This window comes from Nocardia sp. Tas62D01, assembly GCF_055232035.1.
The window spans coordinates 948728-970421 of sequence record NZ_JBUYUZ010000001.1; the positions used below are offsets into that span (position 1 = coordinate 948728).

Annotated in this window: 28 protein-coding genes and 1 pseudogene; 15 read left to right on the plus strand and 14 right to left on the minus strand. The window is 65.0% G+C overall.

Annotation, left to right across the window (positions count from 1 at the left end):
* Positions 1-141: 141 nt before the first annotated feature.
* The gene (locus tag ACV7NQ_RS04735) at positions 142-399 is read left to right on the plus strand and encodes a hypothetical protein (protein WP_463358495.1); all 258 of its coding nucleotides are present in this window, start codon (positions 142-144) and stop codon (positions 397-399) included.
* Between the two features lie 295 nt (positions 400-694).
* On the opposite strand, the gene ACV7NQ_RS04740 is transcribed toward ACV7NQ_RS04735, so the two are convergent.
* The 3 genes from ACV7NQ_RS04740 to ACV7NQ_RS04750 all read right to left on the minus strand — a co-directional run bounded on the left by ACV7NQ_RS04740 (position 695) and on the right by ACV7NQ_RS04750 (position 3067).
* A complete protein-coding gene (locus ACV7NQ_RS04740) occupies positions 695-1405 on the minus strand; it encodes a hypothetical protein (protein WP_463358496.1) in 711 nt (236 codons plus the stop codon).
* 275 nt (positions 1406-1680) lie between these two features.
* Positions 1681-2502 carry a helix-turn-helix domain-containing protein gene (locus tag ACV7NQ_RS04745; protein ID WP_463358497.1) on the minus strand — a complete coding sequence of 274 codons (822 nt, stop codon included), beginning with the start codon at positions 2500-2502 and terminating at the stop codon, positions 1681-1683.
* A 4-nt stretch (positions 2503-2506) separates the two neighbouring features.
* Complete coding sequence (locus ACV7NQ_RS04750) at positions 2507-3067, minus strand: carboxymuconolactone decarboxylase family protein (protein WP_463358498.1); 561 nt, start codon at positions 3065-3067, stop codon at positions 2507-2509.
* A gap of 250 nt (positions 3068-3317) precedes the next feature.
* On the opposite strand from ACV7NQ_RS04750, the pseudogene ACV7NQ_RS04755 reads away from it, so the two are divergent.
* The 3 genes and pseudogenes from ACV7NQ_RS04755 to ACV7NQ_RS04765 all read left to right on the plus strand — a co-directional run.
* Positions 3318-4160: pseudogene (locus ACV7NQ_RS04755) on the plus strand (IS982 family transposase); the annotation flags it as partial.
* Between the two features lie 60 nt (positions 4161-4220).
* On the plus strand, positions 4221-4895 hold the full coding sequence (locus tag ACV7NQ_RS04760; protein ID WP_463365540.1) for a tyrosine-type recombinase/integrase: 675 nt from the start codon (positions 4221-4223) through the stop codon (positions 4893-4895).
* Positions 4892-5107 carry a hypothetical protein gene (locus tag ACV7NQ_RS04765; RefSeq protein ID WP_463358499.1) on the plus strand — a complete coding sequence of 72 codons (216 nt, stop codon included), beginning with the start codon at positions 4892-4894 and terminating at the stop codon, positions 5105-5107. Before ACV7NQ_RS04760 ends, ACV7NQ_RS04765 begins: the two co-directional genes overlap by 4 nt.
* A 10-nt stretch (positions 5108-5117) precedes the next feature.
* On the opposite strand, the gene ACV7NQ_RS04770 is transcribed toward ACV7NQ_RS04765, so the two are convergent.
* Together ACV7NQ_RS04770 and ACV7NQ_RS04775 are read right to left on the minus strand one after the other, a co-directional pair.
* Positions 5118-5702, minus strand: coding sequence for a nucleotidyl transferase AbiEii/AbiGii toxin family protein (locus ACV7NQ_RS04770; RefSeq protein ID WP_463358500.1), 585 nt, complete (start codon positions 5700-5702; stop codon positions 5118-5120).
* On the minus strand, positions 5699-5905 hold the full coding sequence (locus ACV7NQ_RS04775; RefSeq protein ID WP_463358501.1) for a hypothetical protein: 207 nt from the start codon (positions 5903-5905) through the stop codon (positions 5699-5701). The genes ACV7NQ_RS04770 and ACV7NQ_RS04775 overlap by 4 nt, the downstream gene beginning before the upstream one ends.
* Positions 5906-6671: 766 nt before the next feature.
* On the opposite strand from ACV7NQ_RS04775, the gene ACV7NQ_RS04780 reads away from it, so the two are divergent.
* The 3 genes from ACV7NQ_RS04780 to ACV7NQ_RS04790 all read left to right on the plus strand — a co-directional run bounded on the left by ACV7NQ_RS04780 (position 6672) and on the right by ACV7NQ_RS04790 (position 8358).
* Positions 6672-6848, plus strand: coding sequence for a hypothetical protein (locus tag ACV7NQ_RS04780; protein WP_463358502.1), 177 nt, complete (start codon positions 6672-6674; stop codon positions 6846-6848).
* A 236-nt stretch (positions 6849-7084) separates the two neighbouring features.
* A complete protein-coding gene (locus ACV7NQ_RS04785; protein WP_463358503.1) occupies positions 7085-8056 on the plus strand; it encodes a hypothetical protein in 972 nt (323 codons plus the stop codon).
* Positions 8057-8136: 80 nt separating this feature from the next.
* A complete protein-coding gene (locus ACV7NQ_RS04790) occupies positions 8137-8358 on the plus strand; it encodes a hypothetical protein (RefSeq protein WP_463358504.1) in 222 nt (73 codons plus the stop codon).
* Between the two features lie 126 nt (positions 8359-8484).
* Here the strand turns inward: ACV7NQ_RS04790 and ACV7NQ_RS04795 are convergent, their stop codons facing one another.
* Complete coding sequence (locus ACV7NQ_RS04795) at positions 8485-9363, minus strand: DUF1444 domain-containing protein (protein WP_463358505.1); 879 nt, start codon at positions 9361-9363, stop codon at positions 8485-8487.
* Between the two features lie 280 nt (positions 9364-9643).
* On the opposite strand from ACV7NQ_RS04795, the gene ACV7NQ_RS04800 reads away from it, so the two are divergent.
* Together ACV7NQ_RS04800 and ACV7NQ_RS04805 are read left to right on the plus strand one after the other, a co-directional pair.
* Positions 9644-9847, plus strand: coding sequence for a hypothetical protein (locus ACV7NQ_RS04800; RefSeq protein WP_463358506.1), 204 nt, complete (start codon positions 9644-9646; stop codon positions 9845-9847).
* A gap of 36 nt (positions 9848-9883) precedes the next feature.
* Positions 9884-10186 carry a Clp protease N-terminal domain-containing protein gene (locus ACV7NQ_RS04805; protein ID WP_463358507.1) on the plus strand — a complete coding sequence of 101 codons (303 nt, stop codon included), beginning with the start codon at positions 9884-9886 and terminating at the stop codon, positions 10184-10186.
* A gap of 226 nt (positions 10187-10412) precedes the next feature.
* On the opposite strand, the gene ACV7NQ_RS04810 is transcribed toward ACV7NQ_RS04805, so the two are convergent.
* Positions 10413-10793 (minus strand): PfkB family carbohydrate kinase, encoded by a 381-nt coding sequence (locus ACV7NQ_RS04810; protein ID WP_463365541.1) that lies wholly within the window; start codon positions 10791-10793, stop codon positions 10413-10415.
* 248 nt (positions 10794-11041) lie between these two features.
* Entirely contained in the window at positions 11042-12625 is a 1584-nt protein-coding gene (locus ACV7NQ_RS04815) for a protein kinase domain-containing protein (protein ID WP_463358508.1), read from the minus strand.
* Here ACV7NQ_RS04815 and ACV7NQ_RS04820 point away from each other — a divergent pair.
* Positions 12514-12975 (plus strand): ferritin-like domain-containing protein, encoded by a 462-nt coding sequence (locus ACV7NQ_RS04820; protein ID WP_463358509.1) that lies wholly within the window; start codon positions 12514-12516, stop codon positions 12973-12975. The two genes, ACV7NQ_RS04815 and ACV7NQ_RS04820, sit on opposite strands and share 112 nt — an antisense overlap.
* A gap of 231 nt (positions 12976-13206) precedes the next feature.
* Here the strand turns inward: ACV7NQ_RS04820 and ACV7NQ_RS04825 are convergent, their stop codons facing one another.
* Positions 13207-14052: a DMT family transporter gene (locus tag ACV7NQ_RS04825; protein WP_463358510.1), complete on the minus strand. Its 846-nt coding sequence runs from the start codon at positions 14050-14052 to the stop codon at positions 13207-13209.
* 697 nt (positions 14053-14749) lie between these two features.
* Here ACV7NQ_RS04825 and ACV7NQ_RS04830 point away from each other — a divergent pair.
* Positions 14750-15232, plus strand: a complete 483-nt coding sequence (locus tag ACV7NQ_RS04830; protein ID WP_463358511.1) for a Dps family protein — start codon at positions 14750-14752, stop codon at positions 15230-15232.
* Between the two features lie 342 nt (positions 15233-15574).
* The gene (locus tag ACV7NQ_RS04835; RefSeq protein ID WP_463358512.1) at positions 15575-16528 is read left to right on the plus strand and encodes a quinone oxidoreductase family protein; all 954 of its coding nucleotides are present in this window, start codon (positions 15575-15577) and stop codon (positions 16526-16528) included.
* 766 nt (positions 16529-17294) lie between these two features.
* Here ACV7NQ_RS04835 and ACV7NQ_RS04840 read toward each other — a convergent pair.
* The 5 genes from ACV7NQ_RS04840 to ACV7NQ_RS04860 all read right to left on the minus strand — a co-directional run bounded on the left by ACV7NQ_RS04840 (position 17295) and on the right by ACV7NQ_RS04860 (position 20488).
* Positions 17295-17468: a CsbD family protein gene (locus ACV7NQ_RS04840; RefSeq protein WP_463358513.1), complete on the minus strand. Its 174-nt coding sequence runs from the start codon at positions 17466-17468 to the stop codon at positions 17295-17297.
* A gap of 326 nt (positions 17469-17794) precedes the next feature.
* The gene (locus tag ACV7NQ_RS04845) at positions 17795-17998 is read right to left on the minus strand and encodes a hypothetical protein (RefSeq protein ID WP_463358514.1); all 204 of its coding nucleotides are present in this window, start codon (positions 17996-17998) and stop codon (positions 17795-17797) included.
* Between the two features lie 195 nt (positions 17999-18193).
* The gene (locus ACV7NQ_RS04850) at positions 18194-18349 is read right to left on the minus strand and encodes a DUF6131 family protein (RefSeq protein WP_463358515.1); all 156 of its coding nucleotides are present in this window, start codon (positions 18347-18349) and stop codon (positions 18194-18196) included.
* Positions 18350-18420: 71 nt separating this feature from the next.
* Positions 18421-18906 carry a hypothetical protein gene (locus ACV7NQ_RS04855; RefSeq protein WP_463358516.1) on the minus strand — a complete coding sequence of 162 codons (486 nt, stop codon included), beginning with the start codon at positions 18904-18906 and terminating at the stop codon, positions 18421-18423.
* Positions 18907-19340: 434 nt separating this feature from the next.
* Positions 19341-20488 (minus strand): IS3 family transposase gene (locus ACV7NQ_RS04860; RefSeq protein ID WP_463358517.1). Its coding sequence is split into 2 segments (ribosomal slippage): positions 19341-20218 and positions 20218-20488, totalling 1149 coding nucleotides; the frame shifts between segments, so codons are not numbered across the junction.
* A gap of 164 nt (positions 20489-20652) precedes the next feature.
* Here ACV7NQ_RS04860 and ACV7NQ_RS04865 point away from each other — a divergent pair.
* The 3 genes from ACV7NQ_RS04865 to ACV7NQ_RS04875 all read left to right on the plus strand — a co-directional run bounded on the left by ACV7NQ_RS04865 (position 20653) and on the right by ACV7NQ_RS04875 (position 21686).
* On the plus strand, positions 20653-20802 hold the full coding sequence (locus ACV7NQ_RS04865; RefSeq protein WP_463358518.1) for a hypothetical protein: 150 nt from the start codon (positions 20653-20655) through the stop codon (positions 20800-20802).
* Between the two features lie 136 nt (positions 20803-20938).
* Entirely contained in the window at positions 20939-21199 is a 261-nt protein-coding gene (locus ACV7NQ_RS04870) for a hypothetical protein (protein ID WP_463358519.1), read from the plus strand.
* A gap of 121 nt (positions 21200-21320) precedes the next feature.
* Entirely contained in the window at positions 21321-21686 is a 366-nt protein-coding gene (locus tag ACV7NQ_RS04875) for an HPF/RaiA family ribosome-associated protein (RefSeq protein ID WP_463358520.1), read from the plus strand.
* Positions 21687-21694 lie beyond the last annotated feature (8 nt).

A 21694-nucleotide genomic window follows, 5' to 3' on the forward strand; every position in this document is an offset into this window, starting at 1 on the left:
GCGGATTCCTCGCAACAGAACCTTTCATCGAAACGCCATCACCCAGGGTTCGGCATGTTCGATCCCGGGGCCTTCAGTTCTACGCGAGCCTCTCGGTCAACCAAGTCGCAAGGACGCGCGATCCGGGTAGCGAAGCTCCCGATGAGCGCCGTTATCCGGGCCATCGAGACCGGGGAGACGCGCGGCTTCATGAAGGCCGTCATCGACGCGGACAGCGGGCAGATCCTGGGCTGCGCGGTCCTCGGCAGTGAAGGCGGCGAGATCATGACCATGATCCAAGTCGCCATGCTGGGCAAGCTCACTTACACCGCCATGGCGGACGCGATCTTCACGCACTCGCTCCTGCGAAGGCCTCAACACCCTCTTCGCGATGTTCGACGCCTAAGGCCGTTGTCGTGACGTTGGACACTTGGGTGACCAGATGGCGCCCCCGCGACCTCAACACCGCCAACTTCCCACCATGGCAGCCGCCAGGCCAACGGAGGGCTGGCCACCCTCGACGCCTTGCCGGCCGTGGTCGAGGCCGCCGACGGAATGCCGGAGCTGTACCGCTCCGGCCGCGAAGCTGCACACCTTCGTACTGCCCGGCAGCGGACATTCGGTGAATCTCGCACCGAATACCGCTGCGTATCAGCGGGCTGTTGTCGACTGGGTGAACACGACCGTCAAGTGATGGTCGACTTGAGTCAGGTTGTCACGCAGCGATCTTCGCGCGATATGGTCGCGGCGTCGCGATCATGGGGAGTACGGCGATCGATTGTTTGCGCAGTCCCATCGCCGCGGCGGCCAGCGCGGCGCCGAAGGCGGAGATGGCACTGAGCGTCGCGCCGAGGTCGAGCCCGGCACTGGCGATTCGGTGCTCACCCGGCCCGAGGTTCGAGGTCAGGTCATTGCCGAAGATCCAGCTGAAGAGTCCGGCATGAGCGGCGGATTCGGTAAGTCCGCGTAGCTCCGGCGCCTTGCTGTTGAGATACAGCAAGGTGATGAGCACGAAGAGAGCCGCAGCGCCGCTGGTGCCCATGACCAGGCGGGACAGCGTCTGGCTGCGCACCCGGAAATACAGCACGACCGAGAAGACGGTGCCGGCGACTGCCATGGTGGTGAGGACGGCCCATGCACTGCTGATGCTCACCGCGTCCTGCCCGCCCGATTGCCAACTGCTGCTGGTGAAGCCGTCGATTCGGCCGAAGGCATTGGCGCTGACCGTGCCGTTCGGTCCCGTTGCCGAAACCCAGGGCTGGAACAGCAATAGGAACGTCAGCAGGCTCAGGCCCGCGGCGCACAGGTAACCCCAGTCGGATCGTAGATCGAAACGTTGCGCGGTCAGTTCGCGAATGCGATAGCCACTGTTCTCGGACCGGCCGAGCTGAACTTCATTGACTTGCCAAGGCGTTGCGTATGCCATTTCTAACCACACCTGCTGCGCCGCTGCCTGATCAGAGGAAGCGGGCACTGCGGGGCATGTCCTCCTGCGGGACCGAATGAAAGGAATTGGTCAGGACGACATCGTCCTACCCCGGATCGTCGTCGCCCCACCGTTCTCGGCGCCGCCCTGCTCGGCCTCGACCACCTCGAGGCAAGCCCGGGTGCCCAGCAGCGCCTGCGGGCGGCCTACCCGACCGCGATGACAGTGGACGAGGGCCGACCGGAATTGAGCAATTGCCGTGCGGCCGGTCGCGGTCAATGATCCGAATCTACTACCGAGCCCGCCTCGGCCAGCCGGTGTGCATGTGACCGGGTGGTCTCGTTCTCGGGGAAGAAGCACTCGATGCGCAGTTCTTGCAGTGTCACGTCCTGCGGCGTGCCGAGCGTGGTGACGGTGGAGAAGTAGTCGAACTGCTGCCCTCCGCGGGCGTATCGGATCGGCACGATCGGCAGCAGCGGGGCGGTCGGGTCCAGCGACCGCAGCGATGCCGGCACTCCCGGGTAGCCGAGAACCTCGTCGAGGATCCGCTGCGCCCGTTCGTCGGCAATGCCACCGATCGCCTCCCGTCGCGCCCGCCGAACCAGGGCTGCCGCAACGTCCGGCCAGTTCGTCACATAGCGGCGCACACCGTCGGGATGGAACAGCCGCCGAAGTACGTTGGCCGGACCCGGCGGCTCTGCGGTATGCCCGGCCCCGAGGAAACCGAAGAAACGGCCTGCTGCCGCATTCGTGTGGCGGATGTTCCACTCGCGATCCATCACCACGGCGGGGAAAGGCTCCTGTTGCGCCAGGATCGCGTCGAGTGCGCCGCGCACCGCGGCAAGCTCCGGTGCGTCCAGTGCCGACTCCCGATACACCGGCGCGAAACCGGCGGCCAGCAGCAGCGTATTGCGTTCCCGCAGGGGGACTTCGAGCACCTCGGCGAGCTTGAGCACCATTGCGCGGCTCGGACTCGCCCGGCCGGTCTCGATGAAGCACAGGTGCCGGATGGACACCGCGGCCTCGGAGGCAAGGGCCAGCTGACTCAGCCGCCGAGCACTCCGCCAGTGTCTGAGCTGCGAGCCGATATCCGACATCGCATCAGTGTGCGCCATCCCATGCCTGGGACTCGAACGGCGCCTCCAGCGGCGGGTTCGCGACGTTGCCGGCGTAGTTCGTCATCGTCGAGATCGCTACCGCGGCAATCGCTTCCAGCAGTTGGCTGGCGGTGAAACCGGCCGAGGTGAACGCCTTCAGATCGGTCTCGTCGAGGTGGCCTCGCTGGTCGATGAGCCTCGCGCTGACCGTGGCCAGTGCCGCCATGCGCGGGTCGGCCGGTAGTTCACGCCGCCGCAGTGCGTCGACCACCTCGGCGGCGGCGCCGTCTTCCAGCGCCTCCACCGAGTGGAACGCCACCGCCCAGGCGCAGTTGTTGTTGATCGCGTTGGACAGCAACAGCACCTGCCGTTCGGCTGGGCTGAAGGTACCGGTGTCACCCCGGAAATGACCGAATGCCGAGAAAAACGAGTTCAGCAGCGCCGGAGAGTTCGCCATCACCCCCGCGACGTTCGGGATCAGGCCGAATGCCCTGTGTAGGCCGGTCAGCGCGGGCTTTGCGACATCGGGCGCGGTGTCGATTGTCATGATCGGGTATGTGGTCATGGCAAGGACTCTGCGCCCGCCGCCGATCCGAACCAATTCCCTCACAGGTAAATGTGGCCACACCCGAGGCGCCGCCGACCAAGCAGCTCACCTCGGATCGAGACACGTCGACCTACAGTGGCGGTACCCGTTTGTGGTGGTGGATGGTTGTCGGCAGCGGTGGCTGTTACGTGCGGTTCTGCGTGAAAGCTATTGCCGGGGAAGCTCATTCGAACTGAAGAGTGGGCGAGGATGCCGAAATATCAAGGTTGTGAGCAATGACATCGACACCCTCGCCACCGCACTCTATGTCACGATCGACGACCTTTTGAAGGCCCGACCCGACCTGGCCCCACGACGTCCGATAATCGGGTTCGCCCCGCGGCTGACCGACGCCGAACTGGTGACCCTGGCAGTGATGCAGGCGTTGCTCGGGTACACCTCCGAGGCCCGCTGGCCGCGGCATGCCCGCAAGCATCTGCGGCATCTGTTCGGGTACCTGCCCCAACAGCCCGGCTACAACAAGCGGCTGCGCAACGCTGCCGGCCTGATCACGGCGGTGATCAGGGCGCTTGCCACCGACACCAGCTTGTGGACCGACGACGTGTGGGTGGCCGATTCCACCCCGGTCGAATGCGGCCGTTCCCGCGAGACCGTCAAACGCTCCGAGTTAGCGGGATGGGCCGAATACGGGTACTGCGCTTCGCATTCGCGCTACTTCTGGGGTCTGCGCCTGCACCTGGTCGCCACCCTCGGTGGCTTGCCGATCGGGTTCGCGCTGACCGGCGCGAAAGCCGATGAGCGAGAAACGCTGATGGGCGTCTTGGCGGCCGACCCCGCTCTGGCGGCCCAGCGGCCGGGACAAACCCTGATCTGCGACAAGAACTACTTCGGCGCCGGGTTCGAAACCGAACTGGCCGAGACCGGGCTGCGGCTGCTGCGTCCTGCCCGCAAGAGCGAGGCCGAACGGCCCGGCAGCGCCCTGTTCAAACCGCTGCGCCAAGTCATCGAGTCGATCAACCAGACCTTCAAAGCCCAGCTCGACCTCGAACGCCACGGCGGGCGCACCATCGCCGGAGTCACCGTCCGTGTCCTGCAACGCCTCCTCGCGCTCAGGTCACCGCGTTCATGCTCGCCCCGTTGTCAGGGTCGTAACCGCGGGTCGGCGAAGGCGATGGTGACGGCGTTGCGGGCGTTGTTGCGGTTCCTGCACGTGGCCGGGCATGTCCCGGTCGGGTTGGCGGGCGCGGTGCCCGCGGTGGCGGGATGGCGGCTGGCGTCGCTGCCGCGTGGTCTCGACGCCACGGTGGTGGCGCGACTGTTGGCCGGCTGTGACCGCGACACGGTGACCGGCCGCCGTGATTACGCGATCCTGTTGCTGTTGGCGCGGTTGGGGTTACGTGGAGCTGAGGTCGCCGACCTGGAACTGGGCGACATCGACTGGCGCGCGGGCGAGGTCACCGTGCACGGCAAGGGCAACCGGATCGACCGGCTCCCGTTGCCGGCGCAGGTCGGTGAAGCGATGGCCGCCTATGTCACCGACGGCCGGCCACGTTGCGACGCCCGGACGGTGTTCTGCACCGTCCGCGCGCCCTACCGACGTCTTTCGGCGGCAGCGGTGCGCGGAATCATGGGTCAAGCCTGCAAACGCGCAGGCCTCGACCGGCTAGGAGCGCATCGGCTGCGCCATACCCAGGCCACCGAGATGCTGCGCGCCGGGGCGTCGTTGCCCGAGGTGGGGCAGGTGTTGCGGCATCGCAGCCAGCTCGCCACCAGCATCTACGCCAAGGTCGACGACAACGCTCTGCGGGTCCTGGCCCGCCCGTGGCCGGTGGGTGGTCGGTCATGAGCACGCTGCGTGAGGCCGCCGAGGCTTATCTGGTGATGCGGCGGACGTTGGGATTCACCCGTTTCCAGGTGAAGCCGCCAGTCTGCTACCGGGCCACCTTGGCTGCTACCCGGACCGGACTTCCACCGGCAAGCGACGACGAGCTAATGAACCATCAATCACCTACCAGAGGCGACCTCCTGTTCGCTGGACGCACGGAATCAATCAATTAGCCAGAGCGTTCTATGCCGATGTCAGTTCGTGAAGCGATGTGAGCAGATCACGTTCGCGGTTGAAACCACGTTCGGTAATCAAGCGGACAGCTTCTTCAGCTTGCCCGATATCGTCTGAGGTTGCCGCCTCGAGCAGGCCATGGAGGTCCGCGAGATCCTGGGGACGAGAAACATCGTCACGGGCCAGTAGTTTGAGCGCGATGAGATGGCCGGTGGTCGCCACCGGCAAGGTCAGCCCGGGCACAATCTCCAAGTTCTCGGCAGCCGCCACGATCTCGGCCTCAATTCCAGAACTCGCGAACAGAATGTCGACCAAGACCGACACGCCATCGATGGCTCGTTTGAGCCGAACCGTGGCCAGTCTGCCGTTGTCATGCTCGACCGAGGCGTAGAAGCCGTACCCCTCAGCGATGAGCAGACGCACCAACTCTTCGGCCCCGCGGTCGTCCGCTACTGCCACCGCGACGTCTATGTCATGGGTGAACCGCGGCGCCGAGCGCGCAGATACCGCGAATCCCCCGACCAGCGCCCAGCCATAGCCATGCCGACTCAGATCTGCGGCCGCGCGACGGAGTGCGGCTTCAAGCTGATTCATACGAACCGGGACGACGGATGCCCCACCGCATCACCAAGCGGTGCACCAGGCCGGGACAGAAGCCACTCTTGAACGGCTTCCTCCACCTCGGCCTCGGTAGCCTCCGGTCGTGTCCGGCGGATGCGAGCACGCTGCATACGCACACCGAACTCGTACATCTCCAACGCAAGACGCAGACGCTGACCTGGCGATTCCTCCGGCACGACGCCCAGCCTACCGCCTTGAACGGCCTGCGCCCGGCATCGCCGAAACGCCCGCTCGACCTATCCTCTCCATCAACCAGAAGCCCCTGATCCGCAGCGGAGCAAAGTTCCGTCCCAACAAGGATCCAAGAATCGCAGGCACCAACTGGCCCAGACACAATCAACAGGCCAACCCTAGGCCCTTCGATCGCATATCCCCAGCTCACACGCCCCAACACCGCTTGACGGACAGCGGACCCGCCTGCGGATATTAGGCCCCATGAACACCTGCCTTGCGCAGGTTTGCAACGTTTTCGTGTTCAAGCCCCCTCTCGCGGACAGCGCTCATCGCCGCGGTCTGACCACGCCCACCCCGGCTGGCGCGCCAACGCATGGGGCACCTAAGGATTTTGGACTGACATCGACTACACCCCGGGAGTGTTGGTCGTCGGAACCCGTGCGCCAGATAGCGACTGGAGCAACGACCGACGATCGCAGCGCGAGTGCCTACGCCTCCGCCACCCGCTGGCAGGACGTCCCCAGCCCAGCCCCGCCTTCACACCGACCAAATCAGCACCAGCACACCCCACCTCACGCCAACCGGCCTGAACCCGCCGGTCGACTCCGTCAACCCCCCCTACCGCCGTACTGGCGATCTGCGCTCGACCGGAACGCCATAACCAGCGGCGTCGGATACGAATATGACTACAGGACGAAGAAGAACCTCGACTTCGGAATCACTCGCGAACCGTTCTCCGAGGAGGAATCCCGGGAGCTCGCCCTGGCGTTGGCGTCCGCTGACGACGCCCGAGTCGTCGCATTACTAGAGCAGCACGCAACCCTGAACTGGTCGGATACCGACCCATTCGAGAGCTACGGCGACAACATGGGCTTCAAATTCGACGACGTCGAATCACTCGAAGTCGAATGGGAGGGATTCGGAGACGCCACTGAACCGCAGTGACGGGCTTGGTCAGCGCTACCGACTGCCGATGCCGTTCGGCACTGTTCAGTTTCGACGACCGCACATATTCGTAAGAGCCGAGGACCTCGGATCATGTGATCTACCACGCCGATCTCGTGCTTGCCGTAGGGAGATCGCTGCCCAGCCATGCCGAGCTGGATCCAGAGTCGGCGCGGCTGGCGCGCGTTCGCGTACACGCGCGTTGATAGGCTCGCGGGATGCGGTGGGGATCTGAATTGCCTGTATTGGTCTCGTTGCTCGTTCTGGCTGTGCTGACGGGATGCGGTCAGCAGATCCCGGGCCATGCTCGCGAGAGCAACCCGGCCCTGGACTACCGCAGAACCCAATCCGTGACCGTCCAAGACCACCTCGCAGCGATGGACCGAATCAGACAGCTCGACCCCTGCGGTTTCATCAACCCCGAGGCCATTGCCACCCTTGGCACGCCCGCCTACTTCGGGCAGCCGCAGGACTTCGACCAGTGCTCGGTGCGGTACCACCCGTCCGTCGGTCCCGACGGCATCAATGAGGCCCTCGTGGATCTCAGCATGTATGACCGCTCGAAGCCCCCCGTGGATCTCGACGGCACGCCGATCCACATCACCACAACCTTCCCCGACTATTGCGCGGTCAGCGTCCCCTACCCGGTCATCGACTTCGCGTACCAGGTGGTTGGCCGTGACGGAAGCGACACCTGTGATGAGGCAATGGCTTTCACGCGCGCCGCGCTGCCGACACTGGCCACCAAACCACTGCGCAGCGCGACCACACATAGCTCACTGAACACGAAGTTAGCCAACTCCGACCCGTGCGGCGCGCTCACGATCCTCAGCAAGGACTATCCGAAGCTGTTGGTCTCAGGCAGCACCCGGCCGTACTGGTGCGAGTTCAAATTGGACGGCACCGATATCACCCTCGTCTATACCCAGAAGACGCTGGAGATGCTCCGCGACGCCCCCTCGATCAGTCACGAGGTCGTCACCATCACCGCACCCAACGGGGCCGGGACCGCTCGCGGGTACCTCAGCAGTGGGGACTGTCACCAGATAGATCTCTTCTTGGACGAACAACACCCTGACCGTCGCGCCATCTACGGCGACGGACGAGCCGAGTCGTGGGCCGATGAGGTAGAGATGTCCGGGCGAATGCCCTGCGACATGAAGAAGAAGGTTGCCGCCGCGATCGTCCAAATCTACAACGCGCACTAACCGTGGTGTCTCAGGACATTGGTTCCACGGTGGTGATCTCGAAGGCGAGTTGTTCGGGCCCGTGAATCACGCTGGCGGGAATGGCGATTCCGGTGTCGGTGAGTCAGTACATGCGTAGTGGAGCGCGGCTGCTCGGTGGCTGGTGGCCGATTCCGGCGTGTGGGCGGATGTTTTCGGCTGGCCCTCAATCGCTTTCGGTTGCCGCGAACGGCCTCCTCCGAGCGCAGTTGGCCGAAGACGAGCAGGAACTCGCCGCCGAGCGGCAAACAATGCTGACCGTCCTCGACGAACTTCAACGGTAGCCCGACGACCAGGCACCGGTCCCCTTCCGTCGACGAAACCCGTCGCCGTAGGCGGACTCGTCGGCTACCTTGGCCTCCTGCACGTCGCATGAGGGAGATTCTCGTGTGCCGCACCGCCTTGCCGCGTCACGAGGATGTAGGGCCGAGACCATTCAGTAGGTCCTCGAATTCCTTGGTCGGACAAATGCTGATGCCGTTGTCGGTTCGTGCTGTGCTGGCAGCCAAGCCGAGGCGTCCTCGATGCCATCGATAGACGAAAGGGCTGACAGGCCAGGGTTTCTCAGCGTGCCCGTGGACCGCCATCTGGGCAAGGACCGCCATCGCGCGCAGCGCCTCGAGGTCAGCGATCGGATACGAGTACAGGTACAACTGCGACGGGATGATGAGCAACGCTCCGGCTGGCCCGGTAACCGGGTACTCGCCTAGCCAGCGGGCGTGGGCGGAGGCGTACTCGGACCCGTACAGCATCGTGATCGGCAGACCCGCGGCGATCGGTACATCGAACTCGGTCGTCAGCAGTTCCAGCGGACCGTCGTTGTGGACGTTGCGTTCAGCGATATCGAACAGCTCGGTCTCATCGATCGGCCAGTCCCGCAACATTTCATAGGTCACCGGTGTCATGGTGTGGACGTGGTCGAGCACGACTCGTTGGATCAGCCCGGGTGCCGCTACCCGGCGCACGGTGTCTCCGGCAGGGGTGCTGGTCGAGTAGAGCCGGGTGCGTATCAGCCCACCGATGACATGGAAATCGGAGAAGTCCAGGGGCATTTCACGTGCCAGCTCCACCGCCATCACCCAGGTGCCGAGCCGGTCAGCGACCAGCATCGGCCACCGATCATGCGGTTCGTCGGCGGTCAGACGACGCAGATCGGTCAGCGATTGATAGATAGGCTCCGACTGTCCTACCAGCACAACACTATTCGGTCCGTCGGGAAAACATATATAGCCCTGTTCCCGAGCTGCTGCGATGACCGTCAACATCAGTAGATCGTGTGGCTCGAACATCCCCGACTCCCCACATCCGGCAGTGCGTTGCACGAGCTGAGCCACCAATGATGCGCTTGCGACGTCACCGGCAACCCTCGTTGATGATTGTGCAACTGGCGACCGACAAGTTCTCGGGAGTCCAGGCACGGTGGTGGGGTGTCGCAGCTGTGGTGGAAGTGATCGACCTTGACAAGACGCCTCAGCGGTTAACTATCCGGCCTTGCGGCAAACCTGTTGCGGGGGGATGGGATTCGATGTGCCTGTGCTGTTGGCGAGATACCGTTCTCTGCATGATCGAATGGAGTTCGCGATCTTCTTGTCCAAGTTGATCGCTGCCCTCGGGATTACCTCGGCGGCGTTGCTCATGGCCACCGGCACCGCCCAGGCGGCCTCGGTGACGGCAACCGTCTGCGTGCAGGGTGGTGGCGTCGTGCATCAGAACAGCAATTTTCCGCACCAGTGTGTCGGCGGCATGTATGACGGCGCTGAAGTGTGGTCCTGACAAAAGAGAAAGAAGGCAACTTCCATCATGGAAACCGTGACTGAGAACTTCCTGCGCGTCGACGGATGGGTGACTCCGCGTCTGGAACAGATCATGCGCCGTGCGGCCGAGATCGCCGGCGACCGTGGTTACCCGTATCTCGGTGTCGAGCATCTGGCCCTGGCCATCGCCGAGGATTCGGAATCGCTGCCTGCTAGGGTCTGGACCGAGCCCGTCACGATCGACAGGTGGCAGGAGGCGATCACTGCGAACCTGCCGTCGCTTCCGGCGGAGACAGTGGACCAGCATGGGCCGCTGACGGTGAGTGTGTCTCGCGACGATCCGAATTATCAGGGTTAGGATCTGGTAACCGGCCACGTCACTCCCGATGAGCCTTGGGAAGGCGCTCGCCGGTGTCCGGACGGAATATGCATCGTGTCAGTCATGGGAATTCCTCGTGATCGCATTAATGTTGTTGCGGTGCAACGGAATCAAAAGCTCATGCCGGCATCGTCGATGATGAATTCGTCGTGATGTCGTCGGCGGTTGTGCGGTTTCGGGGTGCCGGTTCGTCGCGGCTGAGCCGTCAGGCGCGGTCGATGGTGTCGTGGATGATGACGTCGACTGGGGCACTGGCGGGGGAGAAGAGGGTGCCCTCGTGCTGGACTGCCGCGGCGCCCCGTTCCAGCGCAGTCGCCAGCGCGCGCTCTCGTGAGGGTCGGCCGGCGAGGTAACCGGCCAGGATGGCATCGCCGGCACCGACGGTGCTCACGACGCACTGGACCGGTGCTTCACCGTGTAGAGCGCCGTTGTTGTCGACGAGTACCGCACCGTCGGCGCCGAGGCTTGCCAGGACCGCGCCGACCCCGCGGCCGCGGATTTCGTTGGCGGCGTCGACGATGTCGCCGAGGGTCGCCAAGTCTCGTCCGACCAGTTCGGCGAGCTCGTGGGAGTTCGGATTGATCAGGTCGGTGCGCCAATCAGGCTGGCCGCCAGCGGATCTCCGGAACTATCGACGACAACGCGGACTCCGTGCCGGTGTGCGCGGTCCGCGAGCAGGGCGTACAGGTCGTCCGGTGCGCCGGCGGGCGAGTCTGTTCCGACTTTTGATGGCGAGGCGTGCCTTGATTGTGCTGCGGTTCGCCAATTCGATCTGGAACAATCGTCCGACTCCAGGTTCTGGGTACCGACGCGTCGATATCGGTCGGCTTGCGGCTAGCCGACCGGCACGGTCACGCCGGGGGACGACGGGGCGCCGTGCAGGACCAGCTGGCTCGGGACGTCGTTCTTCTTGTAGTTTTTCTTGCCGTTCTTGTCCTTGCTGGGTAGGTCGAAGGCCAGCCGGATCGTGCGGGTACTGCCGGGATCGATCTGGTCGACGCCGTTGCGGGACGGGTTGAGTTCGGTGGTTGCGGTCGCGTCGGGGACGAGGGAGCGGCCGGCGGCGGTGATCAGGCGCTGATCGGCGATGCGGAAGACTTGCTCGCGTTGAAAGACATTGGTGACCGTCAGCGTCACGATGGTGTAGGAACCGCCTGGGTGCACTGAACCGGTGCGGCTCACGTTGGACACCACCTCGGTCACGGTGAAAGCAAAGTTCCCGTCGCGCACCGCACCAGCCGGATCCGGGGGTTGTCCGCCGGTCGAGAACGGCAGGGAATCGGTCGAGGCAGCAGCGGAGGCCGCGCGCGTCGTCGTGCTTGGAGCAGAATCAGACCCGAGGACGCCGCTCAGCAGCCACAGTGCCGCCGCAGCAGCGAGTGCTAGCCCGGCGGCGATCGGTAACCATCGGCGCGCCAGAAGCTTTCGCCGAGGATCCGGATGCGCGACCGGAGCAGGTGAGAATGTCCGGGGCTCGGGCGTTTGCGGCGCCGGCCGGGTCGCGGCCAGGGTCGGGGGCGGGCCGACGGCGGTCATGACGCGGGTAAGCGGATGAGGGCCCGATGTCGCAGGGTCCGCGACCGGCGGGGTCGGTTGCGCTGATGCGGGCCAGCCCAAGGCCACACATGCCGCGGCGGCGAATTCACCCGCGCTGGCGTAGCGTTCCCCCGGTTCCTTGGCCATACCGCGCGCGATGACAGCGTCCAGCGCTGGCGGGACACCGCGGGCAGCCCGCGAGGCACGCGGGGGTTCGGACATTAAATGCGCATGCATCTGCTGTGCCGGGTCGCCGTCACCATACGGCAGGTTCCCGGTGAGGGTTTCATACAGCACGCACGCCAGCGAATAGACATCCGAGCGGGCCTCGGCCGTGCCGGTGAACCGCTCCGGCGCCATATAGCCCATCGTGCCCACCACCAGGCCGGTGGCCGTGAGGGCAGCGCCGTCGGCGGCGCGGGCGATACCGAAGTCGATCAAATACACGAAACCGCTGGTGTTCTCGAGGATATTGCCCGGCTTCACATCCCGATGAACAAGCCCCGCCGCATGAGCGGCATCCAGCGCCTCCGCGGCCTGGGCGATGACCTCGACCGCCCGAGCCGGCACCAGCGCGCCCGACCGCAGCCGCGTGGCCAGATCGACGCCCTCGATGTAGGCCATCTCCAAAAACAGATGACCATCGACCTCGCCGAAGGCGCGAATCGGCACGATGTGGGGGTTGCGCACCTGGGCGCCCAGCCGGGCCTCCCGCTCGAAACGGCGCCGATAGCCCGAATCGGCGGAATACGCCGCAGACAACACCTTCAATGCGACGGCGCTGCCGGTGCGGTCACGCGCCAACCACACCTCACCCATACCGCCACGACCCACCAAACGTTCGAGGTGGTAGCTCCCGAACGAGCCACGGGCGCTCAGCACCGACACACCCTGACCGTATCGCCCGGGATCGACGCCACCGCGACCGGGAGACCCCCACCACAAGCGAAACCCCCACGTGTCGTGACGGAAAGGCCAGCGACGCTTCGCAGTGCAGTGCCGTCGCCGCTGCCGACCAGCCCGCGATCGACCCAGGCGAACTGGACACCAGCGTCGTCGTCGACGCGGTTACCGCGCAACTGCGTCACACCGCCGGAGCCCTGCGGGAGGTTCACGACGACGTCGACGCCGAGGACCCCTCCACCTCCGACCTGCTGCACACCATCATCGACCAACTCGAGAAGCAAGCCTGGATGTTGAGCGCGGAAAACCGCGTACGAGTCACCCGATGACATCGTCGGCGCCGGGTCGACGCGTGCAGCAGGCGCCGGCTGATACCGGCACCGGGTCGATGTCGAGATCCGGGACCACCTGCAGGCATGCCTGTCGTGCCTCACCGTATGTGTGCTGATGCTCCCGCCCGGCTACGACATTCGAATCACCCATGGCCACACAGCGCACTCCCCAACCCCTGCCGATCACAGACCGTCACGGTCGACGGCGGCCTGGATTTCCGCTGATCGCTACGCCGCGGCCTGGGCGTGCGACAGCAGCACAGCTTCCACGCATATCACCAGCACCGCCACCAAGACAAAGAAGGTCCCGAGCGGGCCGCTGCGCAACCGCTCGTCGAGCACGGTCATCCCGATGGCGGCCGCGCCCAACGGTTCGGCGACGGTGAACGCCGGAAACGACGCCGACAGCGGGCCCACCTGATAGCCGCGCTGCTGCAGATACAGGCCGATAAGTCCGGTCGCGGCCACGGCATAGAGCTCCCAGCTGCCGAGTACCGCGCCGACGCCGTACCCGAACAACTGTGTGACGTTCTGGATGAGCGCGGAGGACAGGCCGAACAGCAGACCCGCAGCCGTGCCCAGCAGCAGCGCCTGCAGCGCTGGCACCCGCACGGTGGCCGCCACCGCGACCACGACCGCGATCACCGCCAGCATCAGCCCCATCGGCAGCACCCAGCGATGCCACGGCACATCCGTGCGCCCCCCGGCGGGGTTGCCGACGACGAGGAACACCGCCAGCGCCACCGACAGCGCGAGCGTCTGCGCCCACATGATCGGCGTCACCCGCCGCCCGCTGTAGTGCGCAGCCAACGGCAGCGCAAACACCAGCGCGCTCACCAGGATCGGCTGCACGACCAGCACCGACCCGAACGCCAGCGCCGCCACCTGGAATGCGAACCCGCCCGCGTCGCCGATCAACCCCGCCCACCAGCGCGGGCTGCGGATCAACCGGGCCAGCAGCGCCTGTCCATCCGGCTCGTCCGACACCACCCGCTGCTGCGCCACCGCGGACACCGCGAACAGCACCGCAGCGACGAACGCACACACCACGGCGGCAACGGGTAGGTCGGCCACCCGCCCAGTCTGGCCTGCCGAGTTTCCGGCCGCAGCGGATCGACCGAGTAGTCTGGTCCGCGCCCATGTACGAGCGCGGACGCAACCATTGCGCTGTCGCTGATGTTCGGATGGCCCGGGCAGGGAGCCGAGCAGCAGCGCGTGAGTCAGCACCGATCCGGCGAATCGGAAATCTCGGGCGTGCTTGGACACGGCCGCGGTCTCGGACGCTCACTCAGGCTCGACACGGGCGGGCAGTCTGCCCGCCGGGACCCTCCTACGTCCTCAGAACCCGAAAACTATGTCCGAACTCCGCAACCATCCACGAAAACTAACCCCGAACACCGAAACCTATACCCGAACAGAACTGTCCGTTCCGCACAGACCTTTCGGAGCACAGGCCCGTTGACCTGCGGTCCGAAACATTGGCCGGACGACTCGGGCGATCGTGGTGTCCGGACCTACCTTGCGGATTCAGTGGGGGATGATCCGGGGCGCCTGGGGGCTGCGTCAGGGGTCGGGACTTTCACTATGGCCCGTGCCAGTCGTACACTCTCCTGGGGGTATAGCCGCGCTCTCGACGGCTAGATGTGGGTATCACCGCAGACAACACCGCGCGCGCCAGCACCGATATGTCTCAACCCCCGACCATTCACGTCCAAGTCAGCCTCGAACCTGTGCCTCCAATAGTCCGCCCCTCACACCGAAGGGAGACATCATGTCCAGCTTCGACTCAACCAATGGCTTCCGCGCCTCCACTAGGCTCGCCACACACCTGCAGCGCGTCTTGGTCAACCTCATCGCGCTCCACCTCAATGCGAAGCAAGCGCACTGGAATGTCGTCGGCCACAACTTCCGCGACCTGCACCTGCAGCTCGACGAGATCGTCGATGACGCCCGCGGAGCAAGCGACACCATCGCCGAACGCATGCGTGCACTCGACACCGTGCCGGATGGACGCCCCCGGACCGTTGCCGCTGCCGACCAGCCCGCGATCGACCCAGGCGAACTGGACACCAGCGTCATCGTCGACGCGGTTACCGCGCAACTGCGTCACACCGCCGGAGCCCTGCGGGAGGTTCACGACGACGTCGACGCCGAGGACCCCTCCACCTCCGACCTGCTGCACACCATCATCGACCAGCTCGAGAAGCAAGCCTGGATGTTGAGCGCGGAAAACCGCGTACGAGTCACCCGATGACATCGTCGGCGCCGGGTCGACGCATGTAGCAGGCGCCGGCTGATACCGGCACGGCGTCGATGTCGAGATCCGGGACCACCTGCAGGCAATGCCTGTCGTGCCCCGCCGTAGCCGGGGCGGCCGGTGTGCCTTCTCATGCGTTCCGGTTCCCGGCTCAGCCAACCGTTGAGCGTGGACAGCCGCCGTTTTCGTTCGGCGCGATTGTCGGTCTTCTTCAGTCGTGTGACAAGGCGCAGATGCGCTGTCACGGCCACGTGCTGCTCGCAGTAGCAGTGTGCCGGTTTGCTGGTTGTACCGACCCGGCTCGTGGCGCGATGGGCAATCACACGAAGGAGCGATTCCATGTCTGGATCGATGAAGGCCGTAGTCCTCAGCGAGGTCGGTGTTGCACCACACTTCACCAACTTTCCCTCTCCCGAGCCCGGTGAAGGCCAGATCGTGATCGACGTGACCGCCGCTGGTGTACACCACTTCGACCTGGCCAGAACCTCGGGCACACACCACAGCGGGAAGCCAGTGACACCGTCGGTGGTCGGTTCCGATGGTGTCGGCCGCACCCTGGACGGACGCCGAGTGTTCTTCGACGCTCCAGTCGCCCCCTACGGGTCGTGGGCCCAACAAACCCTGGTATCCGACACCGACCTGTTCGAACCGGCCGAGGGCGTCGACGATGTCACCGCAGCCGCGCTCGGTAACACCGGCATGGCGGCCTGGCTGGCCTTGAGTTGGCGAGCGCGGCTGCAGCCCGGCGAAACCGTCCTCGTGCTCGGCGCCGGCGGCGCGGTGGGGTCGGTCGCGGTGCAAGCGGCCAAGGTACAGGGCGCCGGCCGCGTCATCGCCGCCGACCGCGACCCCAACCGCCTGCAACACCTGCGGGAGCGAGGCGCCGATGCCACAGTCGTCCTCGACGACAGCACCGATCTGCCCACAGCATTCCAGCACGCAGCCGGCGAGTCCGGGGTGAACGTGATCATCGACTCGCTCTGGGGCGAACCCGCCCTCGCGGCCATGCGCGCCGCCGCACCCGATGCCCGGCACATCGAGATCGGGAACTCCGCAGCCGCCACCATCACCCTGCCGGCGCCAACGATCCGCGCCACCTCATTGAACATCCTCGGATTCGCCTTCAACCACGCCCCACAACAAGTACGACGCGAGGCATACAGGAAACTGACCGAACACGCCGCCCAGGCCGACATCACCATCGACGTACTGCCCGTGCCCTTAGCCGACGTCGCCACCGCCTGGGACCAACAACGGCACGGAGCACCAGCCAAACTCGTGCTGACCCCATAGCGGCAACGATCTCTCCTCGGTCGAAATCCAACAACGCCAACCGATCCGCTCCAGCCACGACTCGTAACCGACACGGCCACTGGTCCTGGCCGTCCACCACCGCCCGACGTGCTCGCATGGCCCCTCGTACGAGGGGAACCCGCATACCGGCAGACAGTCCTCCAACGGCACCGCCCACACACGGGTCAGCAGCACCCCCTCACCCGACTCGGCATCGACGTAGGCGATCTCGAACTCCCCACCCTCCGGCGGCGCTGACGCGCCGCTGTCCACTACGCTCAGGCCCGACACGGCAGGCAGGCAGGCAGGCAGTCTGCCCGCCAGGACCCGCCCATCACCCACGTCCCCAGAACCCGAAAACTATGTCCGAACTCCGCAACCACCCCCGAAATCCAACCCGAACACCGAAATCTATACCTGCACAGGACAATTCGTGTCCGTTCCGGTCGAACCTTGCGGGCAGCGACCGACTGGCCTGCGGCCCGAAAAGATCGCACGGACAGTTCGAACAAGGATTTGTCCGTACCTACATTGCGGATTCGGTGGATGCCCTATTGCATCGTGCCGGCTCGGATTCGTACCCGAGACCTCGGAGCGCGCTCTATCGGCTCGCCGCCAGGAGGTGCGCCGGGAGGGTCGTCTACAGTCCTGCGGGTACGCCCCACCGTGTCTGGAAACCCGCCCCGACAAACAGCACATGCGCTCCCTAGCGCAGCAGCGGACCGACTGGCGACCCCAAGCAGACGATACGGACAGTGGGTGCGGGTCAGGGTTTGAAGGCGTCGCCGAGTTTGTCGACTGTGCGCGCGGCGTTGCCGGTGGCGCGGTCGAGACGTCCGTCGTTCCGCAGGCGGGTATCTCCGGTGGCACGGCCGAGGAATTGCTTGATGGCGCCCCTGGCGACTTTGGTTTTGTGGGCGATCGTCCGTCTGATGCTCATCGTGGTGGTCCTTGTCCTCTGCGAGACGGGTGCGGCTACCGGGTTGTCCGGTTATTCGAGTCGGTCCCGCCAACTCGGGTTGGTGCGGATATGCCGTGAGCCGCCGGCATTTTCGTTGAGATCGCGGCTTATCGCGGTCTCCTCGGGACGCGATCGGCTCAGAAGACGTCGCGCTGCGCCGCCGAGGGCGGGACGCCGGCCATCGGCCGATAGACGGTTCCGTACGGCCATTGCGATGGCGCCGATGACGACGCCGGCGATCAGGATGACGAGCATCGGGAAGCTCCTGGGTAGTGCTTTGGTTTCGAATCCCCTGTGAGGTCTCGTTATGGACTGGGTTGCGGCACGTGGCAGCTGTTCACCTTGGGATTGATACCGGCGTAGTTCAGTGGCCCCGCAATCACGGTCACGAAGATGGTTCCTGCGCTGGCGCAGTTCTGTTCACGGTTGGTGAAGTATCCACGCTGACCCGCGGCGATCACACCGATGATCAACCACACAAGCACCACCAACGGCACTAGACGCCGCATCACGCACCTCCACTGGATTCCGGTCTACCGGGGGGCGTGAATTCCGGTATGCCACATAGAGTTCGCTTCTCGCGGATCGAGAATGTCTCGTTCCGGCTGTCGATGGCCGATTCCCGCATCGTGTTGTCCTTCGAATCAGGTTGTCTAGCAGGCGGATTGCGGCGCAGTCGATGTCGGCAGGCTGCGCCGGGCCGGTCAGTAGTAGTGGGCTCGGCCGCCGATGGCGTGGCCGGTGCGGCCCGCGACCATCAACACCACACCGATGATCAGCACGATGATTCCAGCGGTGACCAGCAGCGGGATGCCGAGCAGGAATCCGGCGACGAGGAGGACGGCTCCGAGAACGATCATGAGCAAATACCTGATTTCGAAAATACGTGAGATGTCACGAGGCAAAGGCGGGATGGCCGATGGGAACGCGGTTATCGACGTTGATCGCCGCGAGGGGTACCGGCCGGTGCGGGACCGGCCGGAGTGTGACCGAACAGCTGGCCCAGACCGCGTCTGCGAGTCCCGGGCCGGTCGCCGGCCCCCTGCCCGGCGTCGTTGCCGGGTGCATCGGCCGCAACGTCGGTGGTGCCGGTGTGGCTGTAGTAGGTAGAGGTGTTCTGCTGGGGGCTGATGGGCTGTTGCGGGTCGGGCAGGCGGGCAGAGTCGACCGCGGTGTTTTGACGGGAAGTTTTGAGTTCACGGCGGGCGCCGGCTAATAACATGCCCAGTCCCGCGATTCCGATGCCGCCGACCACGATGCCGTAGAGGAACAGCACGCCGGTGGAGCCGGTGACGTGGTAGCCGAATACCGCGAAGTGATCGGTCAACGCGTGGGTGCTGCCACCATTGGCGAAGACGCCCGCGACGCCGACGAACACGGCGGCGATCAGGATGACGAGCCCGATGATGACGATCATGACGATCCTCCAAGCCTTTGCTCGGATCTGGTGATCCTCCCAGTACACGCCGCCCACACCCTGATGTCAACGATGTAGGTCTACACTCATAATCTACAGTGCTTGTTACGGCGGAGGGAGCTTCCCGCGATGACCGAACCCCCGACCAACCGCAACAATTCCGGTCCCGCTGCCGACGGTCGCGGCCCTGCCGCCGATGGTCGCGGTGAGGGGCCGATCACGCGGGCGGCAGTGTTGAACGCTGCGCTCGAGATCGTCGATCGTGACACGATCGGACGTGAACCCACCATGCGTACCTATCTCGACTCTCCCGACCTGCCCTTCCGCCTGCAGTTCTCCGCCACTGAACCCGCGGCGGTGGCCACCGCTGCCCGTGACCGGTCCCCGATGACGGAACCACCCGGTTTTAGAGCCAGGTTGTTTTCGATCCGTATTCAGTTGATGCCGCAGGCCACCGGGTGGTGGCTGTGGCTGCAGCGGGCAGCGTACTCGGCCGGGGTCAGATAGCCCAGCGCCGAATGTCGATGTCGTCGGTTGTGGTCTACCTTGTAGTCGCCGATGACGACGCGGGCTTCGAGCAGGCTTGTCCAGTGGTTCCGGTCGAGGCATTCTTTGCGCAGCCGACGGTTGAACGATTCGACGAATCCGTTATTCCACGGCGTGCCCGGTGGGATGTAGATGATCCCGACCCGGTTTGCGCAAAACTGTTGCAGCGCATGGGAAATCATTTCCGGCCCGTTGTCCATCCGCAACACCGTCGGCGACCCACCATGAGTGGTGAAGACCTTCTCGAGCTCGGTGACGAGCCGCTCGGCGGTGATCGAGCGTTCAACCAGATGCAATAGTGATTCACGGGTGTGTTCATCGACCATCGACGCGATCTTCACCGCTCTGCCGTCGATGGTGGAATCGAACTGAAAATCCAACGCCCACACCACCTTCGGTGCATCCGCATCGACCGGCGGCATCGACGAAACGCCGGCCCGTTTACGCGGCTGGTGCTCACGCACCTGCAGCCCTTCCTCCCGCCAGAGCCGATGCACCTTCTTCTTGTTCACCGAGCTGCCCTCGTCGAACCGCAACCGCGCCCACGCCCGCCGGAACCCGTGACACGGGTTCTTCGTAGCATACGAGCGCAGCCAGGCCCGCAAACCGGCGTCCGGATCATCCGGGGTCTGCGCGAGGGGCAGCCGCCGATACGTCGAACGAGCAAGCCCAACGACCTTGCACGCGAACCGTTCCGACACGCCCTTCACTGCTGTGAGCATGTCGACGGCACGGCGCTTGGACGCTGGGCTCAGAATTTTCCCCGGCTGATCTCCCGCAGGGCGTCCTTTTCCAGCTCCGCCTCGGCCAGCAGCCGCTTGAGCCGGGAATTCTGCTCCCGCAGCTCCTTGAGCTCCTTCGCCGCATCGGTATCCATACCGCCGTAAGAGCGGCGCCAGTTGTACAACGTCGCCGCCGACACTTCCAGCTCTGCGGCGATCTCCTCGCCCGACTTACCGGCCGCGGCCAGCTCATCGGCACGGCGCAGCTTCCGCACGATCTCCTCCGCGGAATGCCGCTTCCGTCCTCCAGCCATGATCCCAATCGTCCCTTCTGGCCCCTACCAGGGCCAACAGGACTCTAATACCGAGCGGTCTCATTCATTGGGGACGGGCCACCCGCGCCTGGGTCTCACACGGGCAGATCTTCACCGTCGCCCTGACCAACGAGTCCGGTGCGGTCGAAAACCGGTATCTGCTGGTGAATTTCGGCGCCGTCACCTGCCTGACCGTGCACGACCAGGACAAGCTCGACGACCCCGGCCAACGGCTCATCACCTACACCGCGTCCCTGACCGAGGGCGGTGACCTCGACATCGAAACCCGATCACTGTCCGCCCACACCAGCTGAGAGCAACCGAATACCCCTTCCGTCAACGCGACCCGGTTCAGCGGCTAACCCGCAACCGCCTGCGCCGACTCGGATTCACGACGTCGATAACACGGCCCGCGAACCACATCAGCACCAACCAGGAAACCGCATCCTCGTGAACATCATCGATAACACTGCCGACCAGGCCGCACAGGGATCGACAGCACTGGACCCGCCGCACCACAGCACCGACCGATCACCAACACACGATGTCGCGCGGATGAGGGCGCGACACCTGCGACACACCATCGCCGCAATTGCGTGGACGCTGGCGTTCGCATATCTGGTCGTCGAATTCGTGACCGCGATCGCCTGGAAATCGGGGGACTACAGCTTCCGCCGCCAGTTGGGCGACCAAGACCGCTCAGTCCGATGATCTTCGGGGATTACGGTAAGTGGTGCGATAAAGGCGGATCAGGCTACGGCGGCGGAGTCGACTACGAACACATCCGCCTCCGTCCGAGTAACAGTTGCCACCTACCGGAATGGATACGCACATGCAGATTCAGATCAACACCGACAGCAACATCGACAGCGGCGAAAAGCTGATCCGGCACGTCGAGGAGGAGATCGCTTCGACGCTCGAGCACTTCAGCGACCAGATCACCAGCGTCGAAGCCCACCTCAGTGACCAGAACGCGGGCAAAGGCGGACAGGACGACAAGCGATGCGTGCTGGAGGCTCGTCCCACCGGTCAGCAGCCGGTCGCGGTGACCCACAACGCCGCGACGATCGATGACGCCTGCCGGGGCGCGGCCGAGAGCATGGCACGTCTGCTCGCCAGCCGGTTCGGCCGGCTGCACGAGACAAAGGGTGGCGACTCCATCAGGCACCCGCACACGAACCGCCCGCACACGAACTGAGTCAGAAC